Source organism: Acidovorax sp. 100 (genome assembly GCF_003688355.1).
Lineage (GTDB): Bacteria > Pseudomonadota > Gammaproteobacteria > Burkholderiales > Burkholderiaceae_C > Acidovorax > Acidovorax delafieldii.
On record NZ_REFD01000001.1, the window covers coordinates 2,681,232 to 2,699,265 of the forward strand.

The 18,034-nt window shown below is 65.4% G+C and carries 21 protein-coding genes; 15 read left to right on the forward strand and 6 right to left on the reverse strand.

Features of this window, described 5'->3' with window-relative positions; translation table 11 throughout:
* The first annotated feature begins 80 nt into the window (after positions 1–80).
* From C8C96_RS12320 to C8C96_RS12330, 3 genes are read left to right on the forward strand one after another with little or no spacing between them, the layout of a single operon-like run.
* The gene (locus tag C8C96_RS12320) at positions 81–1,247 is read left to right on the forward strand and encodes an ABC transporter substrate-binding protein (RefSeq protein WP_121942504.1); all 1,167 of its coding nucleotides are present in this window, start codon (positions 81–83) and stop codon (positions 1,245–1,247) included.
* A gap of 48 nt (positions 1,248–1,295) precedes the next feature.
* On the forward strand, positions 1,296–2,162 hold the full coding sequence (locus C8C96_RS12325; protein WP_121942505.1) for an alpha/beta fold hydrolase: 867 nt from the start codon (positions 1,296–1,298) through the stop codon (positions 2,160–2,162).
* Positions 2,163–2,207: 45 nt separating this feature from the next.
* The gene (locus C8C96_RS12330; protein WP_121942506.1) at positions 2,208–2,675 is read left to right on the forward strand and encodes a DM13 domain-containing protein; all 468 of its coding nucleotides are present in this window, start codon (positions 2,208–2,210) and stop codon (positions 2,673–2,675) included.
* 169 nt (positions 2,676–2,844) lie between these two features.
* On the opposite strand, the gene C8C96_RS12335 is transcribed toward C8C96_RS12330, so the two are convergent.
* A complete protein-coding gene (locus C8C96_RS12335; RefSeq protein ID WP_056064575.1) occupies positions 2,845–3,087 on the reverse strand; it encodes a glutaredoxin in 243 nt (80 codons plus the stop codon).
* 116 nt (positions 3,088–3,203) lie between these two features.
* On the opposite strand from C8C96_RS12335, the gene C8C96_RS12340 reads away from it, so the two are divergent.
* The 8 genes from C8C96_RS12340 (at position 3,204) to C8C96_RS12375 (ending at position 11,378) form a co-directional block, all read left to right on the forward strand.
* A complete protein-coding gene (locus C8C96_RS12340) occupies positions 3,204–3,770 on the forward strand; it encodes a lipocalin family protein (protein ID WP_121942507.1) in 567 nt (188 codons plus the stop codon).
* Positions 3,771–3,781: 11 nt separating this feature from the next.
* On the forward strand, positions 3,782–4,789 hold the full coding sequence (locus tag C8C96_RS12345) for an NAD(P)/FAD-dependent oxidoreductase (RefSeq protein ID WP_121942508.1): 1,008 nt from the start codon (positions 3,782–3,784) through the stop codon (positions 4,787–4,789).
* 23 nt (positions 4,790–4,812) lie between these two features.
* The gene (locus C8C96_RS12350; protein WP_121942509.1) at positions 4,813–6,384 is read left to right on the forward strand and encodes an FAD-binding domain-containing protein; all 1,572 of its coding nucleotides are present in this window, start codon (positions 4,813–4,815) and stop codon (positions 6,382–6,384) included.
* Positions 6,385–6,387: 3 nt separating this feature from the next.
* The gene (locus C8C96_RS12355) at positions 6,388–6,561 is read left to right on the forward strand and encodes a DUF2256 domain-containing protein (protein ID WP_121942510.1); all 174 of its coding nucleotides are present in this window, start codon (positions 6,388–6,390) and stop codon (positions 6,559–6,561) included.
* Entirely contained in the window at positions 6,558–7,874 is a 1,317-nt protein-coding gene (locus C8C96_RS12360; RefSeq protein ID WP_121942511.1) for a DASH family cryptochrome, read from the forward strand. Before C8C96_RS12355 ends, C8C96_RS12360 begins: the two co-directional genes overlap by 4 nt.
* Entirely contained in the window at positions 7,871–9,433 is a 1,563-nt protein-coding gene (locus C8C96_RS12365; protein ID WP_121942512.1) for a cryptochrome/photolyase family protein, read from the forward strand. The genes C8C96_RS12360 and C8C96_RS12365 overlap by 4 nt, the downstream gene beginning before the upstream one ends.
* Positions 9,434–9,480: 47 nt before the next feature.
* Positions 9,481–10,218, forward strand: a complete 738-nt coding sequence (locus C8C96_RS12370; protein ID WP_121942513.1) for an SDR family NAD(P)-dependent oxidoreductase — start codon at positions 9,481–9,483, stop codon at positions 10,216–10,218.
* A gap of 134 nt (positions 10,219–10,352) precedes the next feature.
* On the forward strand, positions 10,353–11,378 hold the full coding sequence (locus C8C96_RS12375) for a phosphotransferase enzyme family protein (protein ID WP_121942514.1): 1,026 nt from the start codon (positions 10,353–10,355) through the stop codon (positions 11,376–11,378).
* Between the two features lie 43 nt (positions 11,379–11,421).
* On the opposite strand, the gene C8C96_RS24860 is transcribed toward C8C96_RS12375, so the two are convergent.
* The 3 genes from C8C96_RS24860 to C8C96_RS12385 all read right to left on the reverse strand — a co-directional run bounded on the left by C8C96_RS24860 (position 11,422) and on the right by C8C96_RS12385 (position 12,961).
* Complete coding sequence (locus C8C96_RS24860; protein WP_158605758.1) at positions 11,422–11,589, reverse strand: hypothetical protein; 168 nt, start codon at positions 11,587–11,589, stop codon at positions 11,422–11,424.
* A 128-nt stretch (positions 11,590–11,717) separates the two neighbouring features.
* Entirely contained in the window at positions 11,718–11,966 is a 249-nt protein-coding gene (locus C8C96_RS12380) for a DUF2805 domain-containing protein (protein ID WP_056747101.1), read from the reverse strand.
* A 113-nt stretch (positions 11,967–12,079) separates the two neighbouring features.
* Positions 12,080–12,961, reverse strand: a complete 882-nt coding sequence (locus C8C96_RS12385) for a LysR family transcriptional regulator (RefSeq protein ID WP_121942515.1) — start codon at positions 12,959–12,961, stop codon at positions 12,080–12,082.
* 144 nt (positions 12,962–13,105) lie between these two features.
* Between C8C96_RS12385 and C8C96_RS12390 the strand changes: the two genes are divergently transcribed.
* The 4 genes from C8C96_RS12390 to C8C96_RS12405 all read left to right on the forward strand — a co-directional run bounded on the left by C8C96_RS12390 (position 13,106) and on the right by C8C96_RS12405 (position 16,370).
* Entirely contained in the window at positions 13,106–13,804 is a 699-nt protein-coding gene (locus C8C96_RS12390; protein ID WP_056747103.1) for a class I SAM-dependent methyltransferase, read from the forward strand.
* A 215-nt stretch (positions 13,805–14,019) separates the two neighbouring features.
* Positions 14,020–14,445, forward strand: a complete 426-nt coding sequence (locus tag C8C96_RS12395; protein ID WP_121942516.1) for a hypothetical protein — start codon at positions 14,020–14,022, stop codon at positions 14,443–14,445.
* Positions 14,446–14,610: 165 nt separating this feature from the next.
* Complete coding sequence (locus tag C8C96_RS12400) at positions 14,611–15,411, forward strand: alpha/beta fold hydrolase (RefSeq protein ID WP_121942517.1); 801 nt, start codon at positions 14,611–14,613, stop codon at positions 15,409–15,411.
* Positions 15,412–15,482: 71 nt separating this feature from the next.
* Positions 15,483–16,370, forward strand: coding sequence for an alpha/beta fold hydrolase (locus C8C96_RS12405; protein WP_121942518.1), 888 nt, complete (start codon positions 15,483–15,485; stop codon positions 16,368–16,370).
* Between the two features lie 155 nt (positions 16,371–16,525).
* On the opposite strand, the gene C8C96_RS12410 is transcribed toward C8C96_RS12405, so the two are convergent.
* The gene (locus tag C8C96_RS12410) at positions 16,526–17,401 is read right to left on the reverse strand and encodes an RES domain-containing protein (RefSeq protein ID WP_158605759.1); all 876 of its coding nucleotides are present in this window, start codon (positions 17,399–17,401) and stop codon (positions 16,526–16,528) included.
* 102 nt (positions 17,402–17,503) lie between these two features.
* Positions 17,504–17,923, reverse strand: coding sequence for a hypothetical protein (locus C8C96_RS12415; RefSeq protein ID WP_121942520.1), 420 nt, complete (start codon positions 17,921–17,923; stop codon positions 17,504–17,506).
* Positions 17,924–18,034: the final 111 nt, after the last annotated feature.

The window sequence follows — 18,034 nt, forward strand, 5'->3', positions numbered from 1 at the left end:
ATGTGGAAGCCCGGGACTCGTGCACTGCAGGTGCATGTTCCCGGGCCAATCCATGCGCAGTCATCACAAGGATGGAACCAATGAACACTGTGAAGAGTTGGGCACGCCGCGCGTCGGCCGCCCTGACGTGGAGTGGCGCGCTGATGGTGGCACTGGCCGCAGGCGTTTCGGTGCCCGCGAGGGCTGCCGATGTGGTGGTGGGGCAGGTGGCCCCGCTGTCTGGCGTGCTGGCCAGCACCGGCGCACAGATGGTGCTGGGCGGCAAGATTTATTTTGACTGGGTCAATGCACAGGGTGGCGTGCACGGCGCCAGCATTCGCCAGGCGGTGGCCGACGATGGCTACAAGGTGGCGGACACGGTGGCCCGCACCCGCGAGCTGCTGGCCAAGCCCGAGGTGGTGGCGCTCTACGGCTTTGCAGGCACGGCCAACATCACCCAGCTGCTGTCCGATGGCGTGCTGGAGCAGGGCGGCGCCGCGCTGGTGGCGCCGTACACCGGTGGCGAGTCGTTGCGCAGCCCGTTCAACCCCTGGATCTTTCATGTGCGTGCGGGCTATGTGGACGAAACCGAGCACATGGTGCAGCAGCTCACCACCCTGGGCATGAACCGCGTGGCCGTGATGTACCAGGATGACGGATTCGGCAAGGCGGGCCTGGCGGGCGTGGAGGCCGCACTGGCCAAGCGTGGCCTCAAGCTCGTGGTGTCTGCGGGCTACGAGCGCAATACCGACAAGGTGGATGACGCCGTCAAGGCCATCAAGGCCGCCGATGTGCATGCGGTCATCATGATCGCGGTGAACAAGCCCGCAGCGGCCTTCATCCAGCGGTACCGCGAGGAGGGCGGCGGCGCGCAGCTGTACAACATCTCGGTGGTGGACCCGACGGAGCTGGTGAAGCTCGCGGGCCTGAAGAACGCCCACGGCCTGGGCATCAGTCAGGTAGTGCCGTACCCCTACCGCCCGCAACTGCCCGTGGTGCGCGAGTACCAGACGTTGCTGAAGAAGTACGCGCCTGAGGCCGAGGTCAACTACACCAGCTTCGAGCAGTTTTTGGGCGCCAAGGTGCTGGTCGAGGCCCTGCGCCGCGCCGGGCCTGCGCCCACACGCGCCAAGGTGGTGAAGGCGCTGGAGTCATTGCAAAGTTATGACCTCGGCGGCATCACGCTGGGCTATTCGCCCACCAACCGCATCGGCTCGCGCTATGTCGAGGTTACCGTCATCGGCAGCAACGGCCGCCTCATGAAGTGAGCCGCCGACGCTTCACTTTTTTCTTCTCTGTTCCACAAGGTCGCCATCATGTCCCCCACCTCGCACTACGCCGCCTGTGCTGGCTATGAAATCCACTACATGGAGTGGGGTGCGCGTGACGCGCCCGTGGTGATTGCATGGCATGGTCTTGCGCGCACCGGGCGCGACATGGACGAGCTGGCCGCGCACCTGGCACCGCGCTACCGCGTGATCTGCCCCGACACCCTGGGCCGGGGCCTGAGCCAGTGGGCGCGCGCGCCGCAGGACGAGTACCGCCTGTCGTTCTACGCGCGCATTGCGGCCGGCCTGTTTGACCAGTTGGGGATCGAGAAAGCGCACTGGGTGGGCACGTCGATGGGTGGAGCCATTGGCACGGTGTGCGCATCGGGTCTGTTCGAGCCGCAGCTCAAGGGCCGCATCACCAGCCTGCTGCTCAACGACAACGCCCCGCGCCTGGCCGATGCCGCGCTGGAGCGCATCAAGGCCTACGCGGGCCACCCGCCGGCGTTCGATACGGTGATGGAGCTGGAGGCATTCTTCAGGCAGGTCTACAAGCCTTACGGCTGGCTGAGCGACGCGCAGTGGCGTCTGCTGACCGAGAGCAGCACGCGCCGCCTTGCCGACGGACGTGTGACGCCGCACTACGACCCTGCCATGGTGCAGCAGTTCACGCACCATGCCAATGACTACCTGATCTGGGACCACTACGACGCGCTCAGCATTCCGGTGCTGTGCCTGCGCGGGGCGGAGTCTGACCTGGTGCTCCCGGATGTCACCGCCGAAATGCTCACCCGCGGCCCGGGTGCCCGGGGGCTTGCCCAGGTGGTCGAGGTGCCCGGTTGCGGCCATGCGCCAGCACTGAACGTGCCCGAGCATTTCGCACTGGTAGACGGGTTTTTGGCTCGGGCGGGGTGACGCGACTGGCGGTACATTGGCTCCAACTGTTTGTTGCCTACCGCCATGAAACCGTTCTTGTTGATCGCCTCGCATTTGCTCTCCCTCGCTGTGGGGTTCGCTGCGGGTGTGTACTGGTTGCCGATCCTGATCGCGCCCGCAGCCCCTACGCTGCAGGAGGTGCAGGCAAGCCTGCCCACGGCAGCATGGAAAGCCACCTTTCGCCGCGATCTGAAGGACAGCGACGCCCTGCACTGGGGCGAGGGCGCGGTGTCGATTGGCCCGCAAGCCATCAGCCTGGCAGGCAAGCTGGCACCGGGGCCGGACTACAAGCTGTACCTGTCGCCTGCGTTTGTGGAGACAGAGGCTGACTTTCAGCGCCTCAAGCCACAAATGCTGCGGGTGGGGGATGTGAAGACGTTTAACAACTTCATCGTTCCGGTGCCGCAGGGCGTGGACCCCGCACGGTTCAACACCGTGATCGTGTGGTGTGAGACCTTCGGCCAGTTCATCACGGCCGCGCAGTACCGGTAGAACGACTGTTCAAGGTCTTTCAGGGTGTGTGCAAGCGCTCTGCCGGAAGGCGTGGAGTCACGAAGGGGGACTGGGCGCCCCGGCTAGTGGCATGTGCATCAGCCCATGCGGGGCGTCCAAGGCATCCACGCACCCCGATTGCACTCCCCGCTGATGTCTGAAAAGGCGTTCAGGCGCCCAGCTGCGCCAGCGCGGCTTGCAACCCGGCGAGTCCGCCCACACGCTGGTCATTGATGAAAATTTGTGGCATCTGCCGCACCGATGGCCCGCACTTGGCATAGAACGCCAAGCGCTCGGCTTCGTCATCGATCTTGATTTCCTCGTAGGGCAGGGAGCGGGATTTGAGGAGCATCTTGGCCGACTCGCACTGCGGGCAGGCAGACTTGGAATACACGGTGATTTGAAGGGTCATGGTGCGAGTTTACGGGGCGTGGAGTGGGTCATGAGACCGCGCCGACCTCAGGCTTGTACCGTGGCTGCGGCGGAGTGGTTTACTATTCGGTTTGTTTTGTGACTGATTGGTAATTTATGGCTCTGCTATTTCCTTGGGTCCGCCGTTCGGTGCTGCTTTTAGCGGCGTCTTTTGTCGTGGCCTTGGTGGGCTGCTCATCCACCTCGCTACCTCCCGGTGTCACCCCCGTCACCCCGTTTGATCTGGCCCGATACGAAGGCCGCTGGTACGAGGTGGCGCGGCTGGACCATTCTTTCGAGCGCGGCATGACGGACGTGAGCGCCACCTACCAGCGCCAGGCAGATGGCAGCGTGCGTGTGCTCAACCGCGGTTTCGATACGGGCAAGGGCGATTGGCGTCAGGCGGAGGGCAAAGCCAAATTCACCGGCGACACCAACACCGCCTCGCTCAAGGTCTCGTTCTTTGGCCCGTTCTACGGCGGCTACCACGTGGCCGCGCTGGATGCCGATTACCAATGGGCGCTGGTGGTGGGGCCGGACCGCAGCTACTGCTGGATCCTGTCACGGACGAAGCAGCTGCAGCCTGCTGTGCGCGAGCAACTTTTGGCCCGCGCACAGGCATTGGGCATCGATACCCAGGCGCTGATCTGGGTAGCCCAAGAACGCACTGACCCGCAGCCATGAGTGTTTTGACGATGTCACAACCCATCGCTGTCATCGGTGCAGGTCTGGCGGGCCTGTCGTGTGCACAGGCACTGCTTCAGGCGGGGCACACGGTGCATGTTTTCGACAAGAGTCGGGGGCCGTCGGGCCGCATGAGCACCCGGCGCGCGGAGGACGACAACAGACCCTGGCAGTGCGACCACGGCGCGCAGTATTTCACCGCACGTGACGCCGCTTTTCGCTCCGAAGTTGCCCGGTGGCAGCAGGCCGGTGTGGCCGCCCCATGGGGCGCACGCCTGGCGAGTTTTGACGGCACAGCGTGGACCACCCCGCACACGCCCCTTGAGCGTTTTGTGGGTACACCGCGCATGACATCGCCCGCTGCTTGGCTGGTGCAGGGCCTGGCGCAGGCCGGTGAGCGCGCCCACACCCAGTGGCAGACCACCGTGCAGCGGCTGGAGCGGCACCCAGACGGATGGGCCATCACTTGCGCAGAGCAGGGGCTGCATGCGCAGCGCTACCGCGCTGTACTGCTGGCTGTGCCTGCGCCTCAGGTGGCGCCGCTGTTGACCCAGGTGGCCCCCGCCGGCGCTGCGGTCGCAGGCAGCGCCCGCATGCGGGGCAGCTGGGCCGTCATGTTGCGTTATGCCTCGCCTGTGGCCTTGCCGTGGGACGGCGCCTTCATCAACACCGGCCCGCTGCGCTGGGTGGCACGCGATAGCAGCAAGCCCGGCCGTACGGGGCCAGAAACGTGGCTTTTGCACGCCAGTGCCGAGTGGAGCGAGGCGCATATCGAAGACAGCGCGGACAGCGTCACCGCTGCCTTGCTCGCCGCCTTTACGGCCCTGGGCGGCCCCACACCCCTGGCTGCCACGGCGCACCGCTGGCGCTATGCGGATACCGAACCCGCACTGACCTTGGGCTGCTGGTGGGACGCCAATGCCTGCCTGGGGCTGTGTGGTGACTGGCTGAATGGCGGCAAGGTCGAGGGCGCCTGGCTCAGCGGCCTGGCACTGGCGCGACAGGTCGCAGCCGCCTGATCTGTGCGCACAGGGCTTGTGCCATGAGCTACACCGTGGTCTGGTTCAAGCGCGACTTGCGTGTGCACGACCACGCCCCGCTGCAGCACGCCGCCGCCCAGGGCCCGGTGCTGTGTCTGTACGTCGTCGAGCCCAGCCTCTGGGCGCAGCCTGATGCCGCCCTGCAGCACTACCACTTTCTGCGAGAAAGCCTGCACGACCTAGCCCAGGCCCTGCAACGGCGCGGCGCCACGCTGCAGGTGGCCGTGGGCGAGGTGGTGGACGTGCTGGCCCGCCTGTATGCACTGGCCCCGTTCCACACTCTTGGGGCGCACGAAGAAACCGGCAACGCCCACACCTATTCCCGCGACTTGGCCGTGAGCCGGTGGTGCCGCACGCAGGGCGTGGCATGGCGCGAATGGCCGCAGCACGGCGTGGTGCGCCGCCTGCGCTCACGCGACGATTGGCAGGGACGCTGGCAGGCCCACATGCACGCACCAGTGGTGCTCGCCCCCGGGCCCGATCTCTTGCAGGCCCTTACGTTGCCGTGGCCTGCACAGCCCTGGCCCAGCGGGGCTGAACTGGGCCTGCCCGCGCACGACCCACCCCAGCGCCAGCGCGGGGGGCGCAAAGAAGGCCTGCGCGTGCTGCAAGAATTTTTGGCGGAGCGCAGCCAGGGCTACCGGGGCGGCATCTCGTCGCCGCTGACAGCGCCCAGCGCCTGCTCGCGCCTGTCGCCCTACCTGGCATTGGGTTGCCTGGGCATGCGCGAGGTGGTGCAGGCCACCCAGCGGCGCCAGCAGCAACTCAAGGCCAGCACTGACTTTGGAGCTGCGTGGCAGCGCAAAGGCTTGACGGCCTTCATGAGCCGCCTGCACTGGCACTGCCATTTCATCCAGAAGCTTGAATCGGAACCCGCGCTGGAGCACCACAACCTGCACCGGGGCTACAACGGCCTGCGCGAAGGCGAATGGAACCACGCCCACTTCGAGGCCCTGGTTGCAGGGCGCACCGGCTGGCCCATGGTCGATGCCTGCGTGGCCATGCTGCGCGAGACGGGATGGATCAACTTCCGCATGCGGGCCATGCTGGTGTCGGTGGCCTCGTACCCGCTGTGGCTGCACTGGCGGCCCGTGGGTGAATGGCTGGCCCGCCAGTTTCTCGATTACGAACCCGGCATCCACTGGAGTCAGATGCAGATGCAGGCGGGCACCACGGGCATCAACACCACCCGCATCTACAGCCCCATCAAGCAGGCGCAAGACCACGACCCCCACGGTCACTTTGTGCGCCAGTGGCTGCCCGCCTTGCGCCGCGTGCCCGATGCCTGGGTGCTGGAGCCCTGGCGCATGCCGCCCGATGTGCAGGCCCGCTGCGGCGTGCGTGTAGGCCACGACATTGCCGTGCCGCTAGTGGAGTTGGACACCGCCACCCGCACCGCCAAGGCCCGCGTGCACGGCCTGCGCGCCCAGCCAGCCGTGCGCGCCGCCCAGGCTGCGATTGTGGAAAAGCACGGCTCCCGCCAGTTTCGCGATGGCGGCAGCCCCCAGGCACGCGCCCGGGCTCGCGCACGCAACGCCGCCCAGCACCCCCAGCAGCAAACCCTGGACTTCTGAACCATGCGCATGCGCAAAAAATCCGACCTGCCGCAAAAGACCTGCCAACACTGCGGTCTGCCCTTCACCTGGCGCAAGAAGTGGGAGAAGGTGTGGGACGAGGTGAAGTACTGCTCCGACCGCTGCCGCAGCGAACGCAAACGCACCGACAAGGCCTCAGGGGGGGGCGCTGCATGAGTACCGTGCTGTTCTGGTTTCGTAACGACCTGCGCCTGCACGACCAACCCGCGCTGCGTTCAGCCCTCACCAGCGGTGCCACGCACCTGCTGCCCGTGGTGTGCTTGCCTGCGCCTGATGAATCCACGCCGTGGGGCTTTGCCCGCGTGGGCGCTCACCGCCGCGCCTTCACCGCCGCAGCGCTGCGCGGGCTGCATCAACAAACGAGCGCGCTGGGCAACCCACTGCTCATCTGCCAGGCCCCGCCTGCCACCGCCTTGCCCCAACTCGCCCAGGCCGTGGGTGCCACCACCGTGGTGTGCGAAGACATTGCCGCCCCCTACGAACAAGCCGAGGTGGCCGCACTGCGCGCCGCTGGCTTGCAGGTGCGTACCGTGTGGCACAGCAGCTTGCTGCCTCCGGCGCGCATGCCCTGGCCGGTGGAGCAGTTGCCCGGCGTGTTCACCAGCTTTCGCCAGAAGGTAGAGCGCGCGGGCATCGCCCCCGCCGCGCCATTGCCGCTACCGACCAAACTGCCCCCGCCACCCGATGTGCCCGCGCATGTGCTGCAGGCCGTGGGGGCAGAGCAGGGCACCGCAGCCATCCTGCAACCCGCGCCGCCGCAGGGCAGCGATGCCCGCTCATCCTTCCCCTACGGCACCGCTGCCTGTGATGGCAGCGAGGCCGCTGCGCTGGCCCACCTCGCGCAGTACCTGGCCCGCAAGTTGCCCCACAGCTACAAGGACACGCGCAACGGGCTCACGGGGCTGGACTACTCCAGCAAGTTCTCGCCCTGGCTGGCCACGGGTGCGCTGTCTCCGCGCCAGATCTATGCCGATTTAAAAACCTTTGAGCGCGACCACGGCGCCAATGACGGCAGCTACTGGCTGTGGTTTGAGCTGCTGTGGCGCGACTACTTTCGGCTGCTGCACCTGCAATACGGTGCAGCGCTGTACCGGGCGCGTGGCCTGTCAGAACTACCGCCCGCCCCGCACAACCCGCGCGGGTTTGAGCGGTGGTGCCGGGGCGATACCGGCCAGCCCCTGGTCGATGCCGCCATGCGCGAGCTGGCTGCCACAGGCTACCTCAGCAACCGCCTGCGCCAGGTGGTGGCCAGCTACCTCATCTACGACCTGCGGGGCGACGGGTGCGCGGGCGCGGCGTGGTTTGAATCGCAACTGGTGGACTACGACGTGTACAGCAACCAGGCCAACTGGCTCTACATCGCGGGGCGCGGCACCGACCCGCGCGGGGGGCGGCGCTTCAACCCCGTCAAGCAGGCGCAAGACCACGACGCCGACGGCAGCTACCGCCGCATGTGGGGCACGGCATGACCACGCCACAACCCTCCACCCTACAGCGTGCCCACACCCTGCGCCTGCTGCTGGGCGACCAGCTCAACCCCGAGCATTCATGGTTTGCCACGCCGGACGAGGGCGTGGTCTACGTGCTGATGGAAGTGCGGCAAGAGACCGACTATGTGCTGCACCACGCGCAAAAGATACTCGCCATTTTTGCCGCCATGCGCGACCTGGCCCGCCACCTGCGCGAGGCCGGGCACCGCGTGCGCTACGTGGCGATTGATGACGCCAGCAACCGCCAGTCGATGCCCGACAACCTGGCCGCCCTCATGGCCCACTACGGTGCGCACACGCTGCAATACCAGCACCCCGACGAATGGCGGCTGGACCAGCAACTGCGCACCTGGGGCGCAGAGCAAGCCTTTGCCGTGCAGGCCGTCAGCAGCGAACACTTCTATACCACCCGCACCGAAATGGCCGAGGTGTTCCAAGGACGCAAACAGTGGCTCATGGAGCACTTCTACCGCCGCATGCGCCAGCGCCACAGCGTGCTGATCGACGAGGCTGGCGAGCCCGAAGGCGGCCAGTGGAACTACGATCACGACAACCGCAAGCCCTGGCCCGGCACACCCGCGCTGCCGCCCGATGCCCGGCCCACGCACGACCACAGCGCCCTGTGGGCCACCATCCAGGCCGCAGGCGTACAAAGCTTTGGCAACCCGCAGGCCCATGCATTGCGCTGGCCGCTGAACCGGGCTGAGGCACTGGCGTGGCTGGATCACTTCATCACCACCACGCTGCCGCACTTTGGCGCGTATGAAGACGCCATGAGCACAAAGAGCAGCAGGCTCTTTCACTCCCTGCTGTCCTTTGCCCTCAACACCAAAATGCTGCGCCCGCACGAGGTGGTGCAGCGCGCCCAGGCCGCGTACCACGCAGGCGATGCGCCCCTGCCCGCGGTGGAGGGATTTGTCCGCCAGATCCTTGGCTGGCGCGAATATGTGCGCGGCATCTACTGGGCCCACATGCCCGGCTACGACGAGCGCAACGCGCTGGGCCATAGCACGCCGCTGCCCGAATGGTTCTGGACGGGCAAAACCCAGATGCGCTGCATGCAGCACGCCGTGGGCCAGTCGCTGGAGCAGGCGTATGCCCACCACATCCAACGCCTTATGGTGATTGGCAACTTTGCGCTGCTGGCGGGGCTCGAGCCTGCTGCCGTGCACCGCTGGTACCTGGGCGTGTACATCGACGCCTTTGAATGGGTGGAAGTGCCCAACACCGTGGGCATGAGCCAGTTTGCCGACGGCGGCCTGCTGGCCACCAAACCCTATGTGAGCAGCGCCGCCTACATCGACCGCATGAGCGACTACTGCAAGGGTTGCCACTACGACAAAAAGCAAAAGGTGGGAGAGCGGGCCTGCCCCTACAACGCACTGTATTGGGATTTTTTTGCGCGCAACGAGGGCACGCTGGGCAACAACTTCCGCCTTGGCATGGTGTACCGCCAGTTGCAGAAGATGCAGGGCCCGCAGCTGGATGCGCTGCGCGAGCATGCGACCAGCCTGCGCACGCGGCTGGACGCGCTGTAGCCCGCTTGCCGAACCACCCCACGATACCCTCACCGCAGGACCGAGCCATGTCTCAAGCACAACCCGCCGCAACGCCGTTCAATTCTTTGCAGTCGCTGCCTGATGGCTACCGTGCCCTGGTCATCGGCTCCACCGGTGCCATCGGCAGTGCCTTCCTCGCCCACCTGCAGGCCGATCCGCGCTGCGCCTTGGTCGTGGGGCTGGGCCGCCACACCCACCCGGCGGTCGATTTGGCTGACGAAGCTACCATCGCCGCCGCCGCCCACCAGCTCAAGGCCCAGGGGCCGTGGCACTGCATCATCCACGCCGCTGGCATGCTGCATGGTCCCCACGGCATGCCTGAAAAGCGCCTGGGCCAGTTGAACTACGCGCAGATGGAAGCCACCTTCCGCGCCAACACCTTTGGCCCCGCGCTGGTGCTGGCCCACTTTGCACCGCTGTTACCCAAGCAGGGGCGCGGCCTGCTGGCGGTGCTCTCGGCCAAGGTGGGCAGCATTGGCGACAACCGCCTGGGCGGCTGGTACAGCTACCGCGCCAGCAAGGCCGCGCTCAACATGCTGGTCAAAACGGCGTCCATCGAAGTGGCCCGCACCCACCCGCAGGCCGTGCTGGTGGCGCTGCACCCGGGCACCGTCAACTCGGCGTTGTCGGCCCCTTTCAATGGCGCAGAAATAGGCCGTCCGGCGGCGGATGCGGCGGGCGACATGCTGCGGGTGCTGGATGGGCTCGCACCCGAGGAGACGGGCGGCTTCTACGCCTACAGTGGCGCGCCACTCCCCTGGTAAGCGTGGCGCGCGGTGCTATGGTTTTGATACTGCTTGCGTACCAGCAGTAAGCGCTGGCAGGCCTTTTGCTCAAAGGCACGCCATGTGCCACTGTCCGTGCGCGACCGCCGTAGTGCTCGCATGCAGAATGCCGCATGCATTCAACTCCATCGCCCGACACAACACTGGTTGCCTCCCACACCACGGCCTCAGCCGCGTCTGTGGCGCAGTGGGTGGAGCGCCACTACGGCCTGCCCGTGCAGCAGTGCTACCTGATCCGCCGCAACCTCAATGACAACTACGCTGTGCGAACAGCGGACGGCAGCCGCTACGTGGCAAGGCTCTGCGCCATCCGACCGCGCGGTCCGTTCAACGTGGATTTTGAGGTCGCACTGCTGGCACATCTGGAAGCGCAGGGCGTGGGTGTGGCCTCTCCGGTGTTGGCGGCGAAAGGCACGACCAGCGTGACCCTGTCGTTCCCGGAGGGCCCTCGTGTGCTGGTCCTCTTCCGTCACTGCGAAGGCGCTGTGCCCGATACCCCCGAAGACCTGCACCTGACCGGCGCCACGCTGGCCCAGATTCACAGCGCCGCGCAAAGCTACACAGGCCCCGCAAGCCTCTACGTGCTGGACGGCCACCACCTGGCGGGCCGCACGCTGGAGTACCTTGCCGCCCACCCCGAGCTGGCCCCCACCGTGCTGGATGCCTACCGCGAACTGATCCACCGCCTTCTGGGTGAGCTGGCGGATGTTGAAAGCACCTTGACCCGCGTGATGTGCCACGGCGACACGCATGGCTTCAACAACCATGTGTACACCGATGCCGAGGGAGTGCGCCGCGCCGCCTTCTTCGACTTTGATGATGCCGGGCCGGGGTTCCTGGCTTATGACCTGTGTGTATGGCTTTGGTCGAACCTGCCGCGCAAGGCCCCCATGGAGCCCGACGAAGCCTTGCTCAAGCGCTGGCAGCAGTACCTGGCTGGCTACCGCGCAGGCGGCGGTCATGTCACCGATGCCGACCTCGCCGCCCTGCCGCTCTTCGTGCAATTGAGGCACCTGTGGAACATGGGGGAGGGCGTGGCGCGCATCCACCACTGGGGCGCCAACATGATGTCTGCCGACTGGATCAAGAAGCAGCCGGATGTGATGGCCGCCTGGGCCCGCCTGGATTTGCCCGCTTGATGGGCCTTGGCCGAGCCCCGATGGGTTGCGCTGGCACCCAGGCTCAGGTCATGTGGCGTGGGGCCACTGGATGCGTCAGTTGCTGCGCATCGCTGGGGTCTTGCTCCAGGCTGTTCGGGACCGAGAGAAAGGCCACGCTGAACACAAAAAACAGCGTGGCGGACACGGCCCGGGCGATGGGGAGCACAAAGTTCTTGAGGTCGGTGTTCATGGTGGTTCCTGCAGCGGCTAGAGGTGGAGAAGGGTCGGGGTCAGATGCCGCCTTGACCCTTGCCGCCATGTTGCCGGTACCAGGCTGAACAGGTGCTGAACAGGTGCTGGGCGGCGCTTGCCCACCGCCTACTTGTAGTTCTCCCGGCGCTCTCCAAACTCCCTCACCCGCTTGCGCCACGCCCTGTAGCTGCCCGGCGCCAGGTGCGTGCGCATCAGCACCTTGACTTGATCGTGGTGCAGACCATGGACGGCGCGGATTTGCGCAAAGCTCACGTGGTCGCTCAGCGCCATCTGGATGATCTCGCCCACGGTGGCGGCGTCCAGCGGCGCGCTCGGGTGGGTGCTCGGCAAGTCGGCGGCGCGCGGTGTGGTCATGGTCAGTGTGTTCAGGTGGTGGCGCGAGGGTAGTGCGCCTGCTTTCTCCTTGCGCTGCGGTGGCCCTTTCACCCTTGCCATGCAAGCCCTCCACGACCCCTTGGCGCGGGCGTTCAGCGATCTAACGCCAGCCCCTCGGCCAACGCCTCAAACACCACCCGAATCCGCCGCGATGTGCGCAGCTCGCGGTGCGACACCAGCCAGACGGGAAAACGCACCGGCGCCACATCGTCCAGCACGCGGACGATGCCCGGCGTTTCGCGGGCGATCTCGTCCATCATGGCGCCAATACCCATGCCCTGGCGCACCAGCGCCCAGTGGGCGGCGGTGTGGTCGGCGTAGCAGGTGAAGTTGTCTTCGCTCAGGCTCAAACCGTACTGACGCAGATACGCCAGGTACTGGCCGTTGCGGTCTGACCCCACAAACTCCGCATTCACTGCGTCCTCCGCGCTGCGCGGGTGGCCGTGGGCCTGCACCCAGCTCTCCGACGCGTAAAAGCAAGCGCGGGCCTCGCGCACCAGGCGGGCGATCAGCTCGGGCTGCTCGGGCTGAACGTGGCGGATGGCAATGTCGGCCTCGCGGCGCAGCAGGTCGCTCAGCGCGTTGGAGGCGATGACTTCCACGGCAATGCCTGGCTCCTGTGCCCGCAGGCGTTGCAGGATGGGGGGCAGCAAGTGCGTCGCCACTACATCGGTGGCTGACACCGACACCACGCCCCCCACCGCCTGCGACCGCCCGCTGGCGGCCAGGCCCAGGGCCTCTGCAGCAGTGCCCATGGCTCGGGCATGTTCCAGCAGGTCCAGCCCGGTGGGCGTGAGCACCATGGATTTGCCCACGCGCTCAAACAGCGTCACGCCCATCTGCTGCTCAATGGCCGCCACCTGCCGGCTCAGCGTGGGCTGGGTGAGGCCCAGCTTGCGTGCGGCGGCCGACAGCGAGCCGGTTTGCGCCGTTTGCAAAAAAGCCTTCAGTTGGTTCCAGTCGAGGTTATCCATGCGTAAACGTATATGTTCACTGCAATTTACCGCAGTTTCCTGAGCTTCAATGCATGGATAGCATCTGGGTGTTGCTCATTGGACCTACCTCCACAAACTGCCTCTGTACCTCGCTGCTTCAGCACTTCACCCGGTCTGCACACCATGTCGTCTTCTGCCATTGCCCCCGTCTCTCGCGCATTGCCCTCCGCCGCCACCCCGCCGGCTGCGTCAGCCAAAGCGCGCTTCTGGGACCGCATTGCACCCAAATACGCCGCCGACCCCATTGCCGACCTGGCAGGGTACGAGGCCACCTTGCAGCGCGTGCAAGGCCTGCTGTCGCCCCAGCATGACGTGCTGGAGATTGGCTGCGGCACCGGCAGCACGGCGCTGCGGCTGGCGCCATTCACCCGCAGCCTACTGGCCACCGATGTGTCGTCGCAGATGATCGCCATCGCCCACCAACGGCTGGCCGCGCAACCGTCAGCAGCCTTACGCTTCGCCGTGGCCGACGCAGAGGCCATGGCACCAGGGCCAGAGGTTTACGACGCGGTGCTGGCTTTCAACGTGCTGCACCTGATGACCGACTTGGACGACGCGCTCAGGCAACTGGTGAAGGTGCTGCGCCCGGGTGGGCTGCTGATCTCCAAGACCGCCTGCATCGCAGAGATGAACCCGCTGATCCCCTACCTGGCCGTGCCCCTGATGCGCGCCATCGGCAAGGCCCCTCCGGTGCTGTCCTTTGACGAACAGCGGCTCCGCTCAGCCATGGTGCAACAGGGCCTGCAAATCGTCTGTACCGAGCGGCATGGCACGCGCGGCAAGGACATCCGCGCCTTCATCGTGGCCCGCAAACCGGGCTGAGTTTTACCCACCCACTTCAACACAGGCTGGCGGCTTTACAAGGCCGCCGGGCGGAGCCTTGCCCACGGATGTGTTGTCGGCCCCTGCGTTCATCCCATGCGCCGCAGAAGGGTCCCCAGATATTCGATTTGCTGCGGCCCTGCCGTCATCACCCACCTCTTGCCCCCACGGCTCCGCTCGCTCACCCACAACCCCCCATCAATGCCACTCACACCATGAACCATCGCAACCACCCCCTGTCTCTCACCTCCGCCGCTGGCCTCGTCGCCGCTGTGGCATTCCTCACCGGCTGCGCATCCACCCTCGACCAGGCGGGGCTGGAGCAGCGCACTGCGCAAGCCATTGGCCGCACGGCAGGCCAGTTCACCATCACCGACCGGCAGGAGGAAACCGGCGGCCGCATCAACTACACCGTCAACACCCGCGACGGCGCCAGCTACCGGTGCTACCTGTACGGTGCAACGGGCTTTCAGAAGGCCATGAGCTTCGGTCAGACACCCCATTCCGACGCCGTCTGCACCGCCATGGTGGGCGGCGCGGGCAATGGTGGCGCCCAGGCACCGGCAGCAGCTGCTCAGCCACAGGGCCGCGCTGCGGCCAAAGAATGCAATGCACTGCTGCGCACGGCGGGCCGCTGCTAAGAGCGGCTCACAAAAATCTTCTGGCGTCGTTGCTGTGTCTTGTCGTACTGCCTGCGACACAGCGCCTGGCCAGAACCGCTTCGCTGAGTTTTGTTAGCCGCTCTCAATGGCACCGCGCTGCTTTGGCCTGCGGGCCATGAACCTGTATGCAAAGGACTTGAGACCATGAACCGATGGCACTGGGCCAGCCTGCTGCTGGCAGTCTGCTTGAGCGGTTGCGCCAGCTTGCCCGGCGCCACCACCGACACGGTGGACGGGCGCACGGTGGAATACGTGCAGGCAGGGCTGGGCACCCCCGTGGTGGTGTTTGAGAACGGGCTGGGCGCCCGGCTGGACTGGTGGTCCAAGGTCTGGCCCGACACCGTGGCAGAGACCCGCGCGCTGGCCTACAACCGCGCGGGCTACGGCCGCAGCGATGCCTCCCCCCAGCCGCGCGATGGGGCGCAGGTGGTGCAAGAGCTGCGGGCCTTGCTCAGGGCCCGCCAGCTACCGCCGCCCTATGTGCTGGTCGGCCACTCGCTGGGCGGCCTGTATATGCAGCTGTATGCGCGCCAATACCCCGCAGAGGTGGCGGCACTGGTGCTGGTGGACTCCACACACCCCGAGCAGATGCGCGGGGCTGGCAACCCCGACCTGTGGCCGACATGGCTGAAAGTGGCCTTCCGCCTGGGCACCTCTGATGTGGTCAAACAAGAGCTGGCAGCGCTGGACGCCACCGGGCAGCGCGTTGTCAGCCTGCCGGTGGACCCAACCCTGCCCGTGTTTGTGCTGAGCGCACTGCAAACCCCTGGGGCTTCATCTGCGCTGGCTGAAGAGGTGCGCCAAAAACGCGCCGACTTCGCCCACCTCTACCCCGGCTCCACCCAGGTGTGGGTCGACAGCGGGCACGGCATTCCACTGGAGAAGCCCGAAGCCGTGGTCAGCGCGATTCGCGCAGCACTGCAAGCGGCCCGCGCGCCACGCTGAAAGCGATGGCGGCCACGCCTGTGGCAATTTCATCGTGGCGTGCCGGCCAGACCCCGTGCCAGAATGAAACGATGAGCACCACCACCTCCTCCTTCCAGTCCAACGCAGACGGCACCCAGGTCACCACCTACACCTGGGCCCAAACTCCGGGTCAACCGGTGGGCGTCGTTCAAATCTCCCACGGCCTTGCCGAGCATGGCGAGCGCTATGACCGCTTTGCGCGGGCCCTCAACGCCGCAGGCTTCATCGTCCACGCCGTGGACCATCGCGGCCACGGGCGCACGGCAGGTGGCAAGCTGGGTGACTTTGGCAGCGCAGGCTTCAGCGGCCTCATTGCCGACGTGGCCCAGTTCGGCGCGCTGCTGCGCGCACAGCATGGGCCGCAGCAGCTCCCGCTCTTTTTGTTCGGCCACTCCATGGGCTCGTTTGCAGCGCAGGCGGCCATCCTCGACCACTCCTCCACCTGGTCCGGCGTCATCCTGTCAGGCTCCACCGCCCTCGACCTGTTGGCCGCCGCCATGGCCAATGCGCCTGCTGATGCCCCCGCCGGGCTCGCGGCATTCAACTCAGGCTTTGAGCACCGCACCGGCTACGAATGGCTGTCGCGCGACGCTGCGGAGGTCGATGCCTACGTGGTCGACCCGTGGTGCGGCTGGGACGTGCCACCCGATGTGATTCCCTCGCTCTTCGCCCCCGCGCCCCGGCTGGCCGACCCCGCGCTGCTCGCGCGCATCCGCAGCGACTTGCCCGTCCTGATCGCATCCGGCGACGCAGACCCGCTGGCCGCAGGTGGGGTGTTGATTCAGCAACTGGGGCAGCGGTATCGGGATGCCGGGGTGGTCGATGTCACGGTCAAGCTGTACCCGGCGGCGCGGCATGAGATCTTGAATGAGACGAATCGGGATGAGGTGACGGGGGATGTGGTGGCGTGGCTGCGGGAACGTGTCGGGGTGATGTAGTGGGTGCTCGGTGTTGCGTTGTTGAGCTGGTCAATGCATGTTTCGCGACTGATTGCGGTTGCTCAGATTCCTTGGGTGAGTGGTAGCCTCGCATGTGACCGGACATGTCGAGTGCACTGTGTATATTGCGGCGCGGACGAGTGGTCGTGACTCCTCTATTCAGACACTCGGGGAGGCTTGATGCCCAGTTGAGCCCAGCCGGCCAGCTGTTCAGCTGTTGTTTCATCGAGACGCGCTATTGCACCTGCAGGAGGATTGCCTGACAGCTCAATGAAAGACCCTGGCGCGAGGCGATCCAAGAAGATGGCCAGGCACTTGCCCCCACTCTTACTGGACTGGTACGCAATAGCTTCGAAATCTGCAGCCCTGATGAGTTCAGACAAGATTTGGCTTGGCGCGGGCAAGCCAAATTGAATGGGGAGCACACGCCAATTGTGAAGAGCAGCTGCGTCGTGGAGTTGCTTTCCAGTTGTCATCATGCGCAGATCGTTTGGATTGAACTTCAGCTTCTTCTTGATCCGCTCAGCCCTGTCTGGCATCTTTATCTTGCCGAGGATTCGTGCCACAGGTCCGAGAGTCGTTGGCGTCAGAGGGAAGACGCGCGAAAGCTTGCCATTGAGGACAACGGTGGTGTGGCTTTTGCCCGGGGTAAGAGCCAATTCCTCCGGGCTTAATCCTTCGACCAACTGGCCCGCCTCGATTTGGAATTTCTCCCGATACGCTGTTGCGTGATCGGACGCTAAATACAGAGACGGCCACGGACTGAAAATCTGGCTGTCGATCTCGGTTCCGGCGTTGAATCGCCCGCCAATGCTGGTAAGGCTACCGGCCGCCGACAGCGGATGAAGGGTCCACTGGTAGTCAACAATCCGGACCCAGTTCTCGAGTTGCAAGGATTCAGGCGGCGTTTCTTGCAAAGCCGCGAGCAGGTCGGGGCGCCGACGGCGTCGCTCAGGCTCGAGATTGAAGTAAAGAATGTCCTGGAGTTCATCCAGGTCTGCTGAGAGTTCGCTCCAGCGTTCGAGAGACACTTCGTTGAAGCGGTCTAACTCAAGAATTCCTTTGATTGGAGGCGTGCCTGCGGCAGCACCCCGGGGTGCTGGTGGGACCGGCTTTCTGCTGCGCCCTTTCAATTACTTGACCTGTACCTGATTTGTCATCGCTTGGATGATAAATCGGCGCAGTCTGTCGTACCGACCCAGGCGAATCATGTCGCGAGGCGATACGTCTCCCAGCAGGGGGTTTCTGGCTCGAAACCAAGCAACTGTTTTCTCGGGATCCCCTGAAAACTGCCTTGCAACCAGATTGATAGTTGAGGCTATCTCTTCCATCCGAACCAGAACTGCCTCTGGGATGTTGCTATCCCAGCGGACGGAGGACTCTGCGACAGCTGCAATCCGGCCTACGTCAGCCTTCTTGAGGGACAAAAACTGGGCGGCCTTTTTAGCGTCAAAAGTCGCCCCGTGGCCGAACTGCAAAAGGTCATCAGGCACGGTGTCGAACAGACCAAATCCAGACTGGCCAGAGTCTTGGCGGGCTGCGTTTGCTTCCATGATTGCCTTGTTGATGAGGTTGAGGAGATGGGACGTAGATTATGGCAGACACATAACTGAACCACGTTTTAACCATCTTTATACCCTATCGCAAATGGGCGTATCCCTCGT

What these genes read in the sequence shown, in the direction of transcription:
- C8C96_RS12365 (WP_121942512.1), top strand. Translation starts at nt 7,871, where the DNA reads ATGACCACGCCACAACCCTCCACCCTACAGCGTGCCCACACCCTGCGC.
- C8C96_RS12385 (WP_121942515.1), bottom strand. Translation starts at nt 12,961, where the DNA reads ATGGATAACCTCGACTGGAACCAACTGAAGGCTTTTTTGCAAACGGCG.
- C8C96_RS12360 (WP_121942511.1), top strand. Translation starts at nt 6,558, where the DNA reads ATGAGTACCGTGCTGTTCTGGTTTCGTAACGACCTGCGCCTGCACGAC.
- C8C96_RS12340 (WP_121942507.1), top strand. Translation starts at nt 3,204, where the DNA reads ATGGCTCTGCTATTTCCTTGGGTCCGCCGTTCGGTGCTGCTTTTAGCG.
- C8C96_RS24860 (WP_158605758.1), bottom strand. Translation starts at nt 11,589, where the DNA reads ATGAACACCGACCTCAAGAACTTTGTGCTCCCCATCGCCCGGGCCGTG.
- C8C96_RS12330 (WP_121942506.1), top strand. Translation starts at nt 2,208, where the DNA reads ATGAAACCGTTCTTGTTGATCGCCTCGCATTTGCTCTCCCTCGCTGTG.
- C8C96_RS12390 (WP_056747103.1), top strand. Translation starts at nt 13,106, where the DNA reads ATGTCGTCTTCTGCCATTGCCCCCGTCTCTCGCGCATTGCCCTCCGCC.
- C8C96_RS12405 (WP_121942518.1), top strand. Translation starts at nt 15,483, where the DNA reads ATGAGCACCACCACCTCCTCCTTCCAGTCCAACGCAGACGGCACCCAG.
- C8C96_RS12345 (WP_121942508.1), top strand. Translation starts at nt 3,782, where the DNA reads ATGTCACAACCCATCGCTGTCATCGGTGCAGGTCTGGCGGGCCTGTCG.
- C8C96_RS12380 (WP_056747101.1), bottom strand. Translation starts at nt 11,966, where the DNA reads ATGACCACACCGCGCGCCGCCGACTTGCCGAGCACCCACCCGAGCGCG.
- C8C96_RS12415 (WP_121942520.1), bottom strand. Translation starts at nt 17,923, where the DNA reads ATGGAAGCAAACGCAGCCCGCCAAGACTCTGGCCAGTCTGGATTTGGT.
- C8C96_RS12335 (WP_056064575.1), bottom strand. Translation starts at nt 3,087, where the DNA reads ATGACCCTTCAAATCACCGTGTATTCCAAGTCTGCCTGCCCGCAGTGC.
- C8C96_RS12320 (WP_121942504.1), top strand. Translation starts at nt 81, where the DNA reads ATGAACACTGTGAAGAGTTGGGCACGCCGCGCGTCGGCCGCCCTGACG.
- C8C96_RS12325 (WP_121942505.1), top strand. Translation starts at nt 1,296, where the DNA reads ATGTCCCCCACCTCGCACTACGCCGCCTGTGCTGGCTATGAAATCCAC.
- C8C96_RS12350 (WP_121942509.1), top strand. Translation starts at nt 4,813, where the DNA reads ATGAGCTACACCGTGGTCTGGTTCAAGCGCGACTTGCGTGTGCACGAC.
- C8C96_RS12395 (WP_121942516.1), top strand. Translation starts at nt 14,020, where the DNA reads ATGAACCATCGCAACCACCCCCTGTCTCTCACCTCCGCCGCTGGCCTC.
- C8C96_RS12370 (WP_121942513.1), top strand. Translation starts at nt 9,481, where the DNA reads ATGTCTCAAGCACAACCCGCCGCAACGCCGTTCAATTCTTTGCAGTCG.
- C8C96_RS12400 (WP_121942517.1), top strand. Translation starts at nt 14,611, where the DNA reads ATGAACCGATGGCACTGGGCCAGCCTGCTGCTGGCAGTCTGCTTGAGC.
- C8C96_RS12355 (WP_121942510.1), top strand. Translation starts at nt 6,388, where the DNA reads ATGCGCATGCGCAAAAAATCCGACCTGCCGCAAAAGACCTGCCAACAC.
- C8C96_RS12375 (WP_121942514.1), top strand. Translation starts at nt 10,353, where the DNA reads ATGCATTCAACTCCATCGCCCGACACAACACTGGTTGCCTCCCACACC.